The sequence below is a fragment of the Leptolyngbya sp. CCY15150 genome, assembly GCF_016888135.1.
Taxonomy (GTDB): Bacteria; Cyanobacteriota; Cyanobacteriia; order RECH01; family RECH01; genus RECH01.
The window spans coordinates 1-436 of the sequence record NZ_JACSWB010000254.1; the positions used below are offsets into that span (position 1 = coordinate 1).

Below are 436 nucleotides of genomic sequence, written 5' to 3' on the forward strand. Positions count from 1 at the left end.
AAATTGGCCGTACCGCGATCGCCCGCGATGCCATTACGGTCGAAATTGGTGAAGGAGAGCCGCACCTCTTCGTCATCTTCCACCAGGTCATCCGCCAAGATGGTAATCGGCACTGCCTGGATCGTTTCACCAGCACTAAACTGCACCTGCACAGGGCCTGCCCCAAAGTCATCGCCTGCTGTAGCAGAGAGACCCCTCAACCGCACATCAACCTGCGAACTGATGGCAGTATTGCCGGAGCGCACTACCTGCACAATTTCCACAATGCGGCGGCGATCGCCCTCCCGCACTTGATAGCTCTGAGATGAGAAGTTGTAGATAGGCACCCGACCTGGCGGTGGTTCAACCGATGAGTTGTCGAGGATGACCAAATTGGCCGTACCGCGATCGCCCGCGATGCCATTACGGTCGAAATTGGTGAAGGAGAGCCGCACCT

Annotated in this window: 1 protein-coding gene; it reads right to left on the reverse strand. The window is 57.1% G+C overall.

The window, feature by feature from the left end; translation table 11 throughout:
• Window positions 1-436, reverse strand: a 436-nt coding sequence (locus JUJ53_RS19520; protein WP_204153714.1) for a Calx-beta domain-containing protein, incomplete at both ends; no start/stop codon positions are given.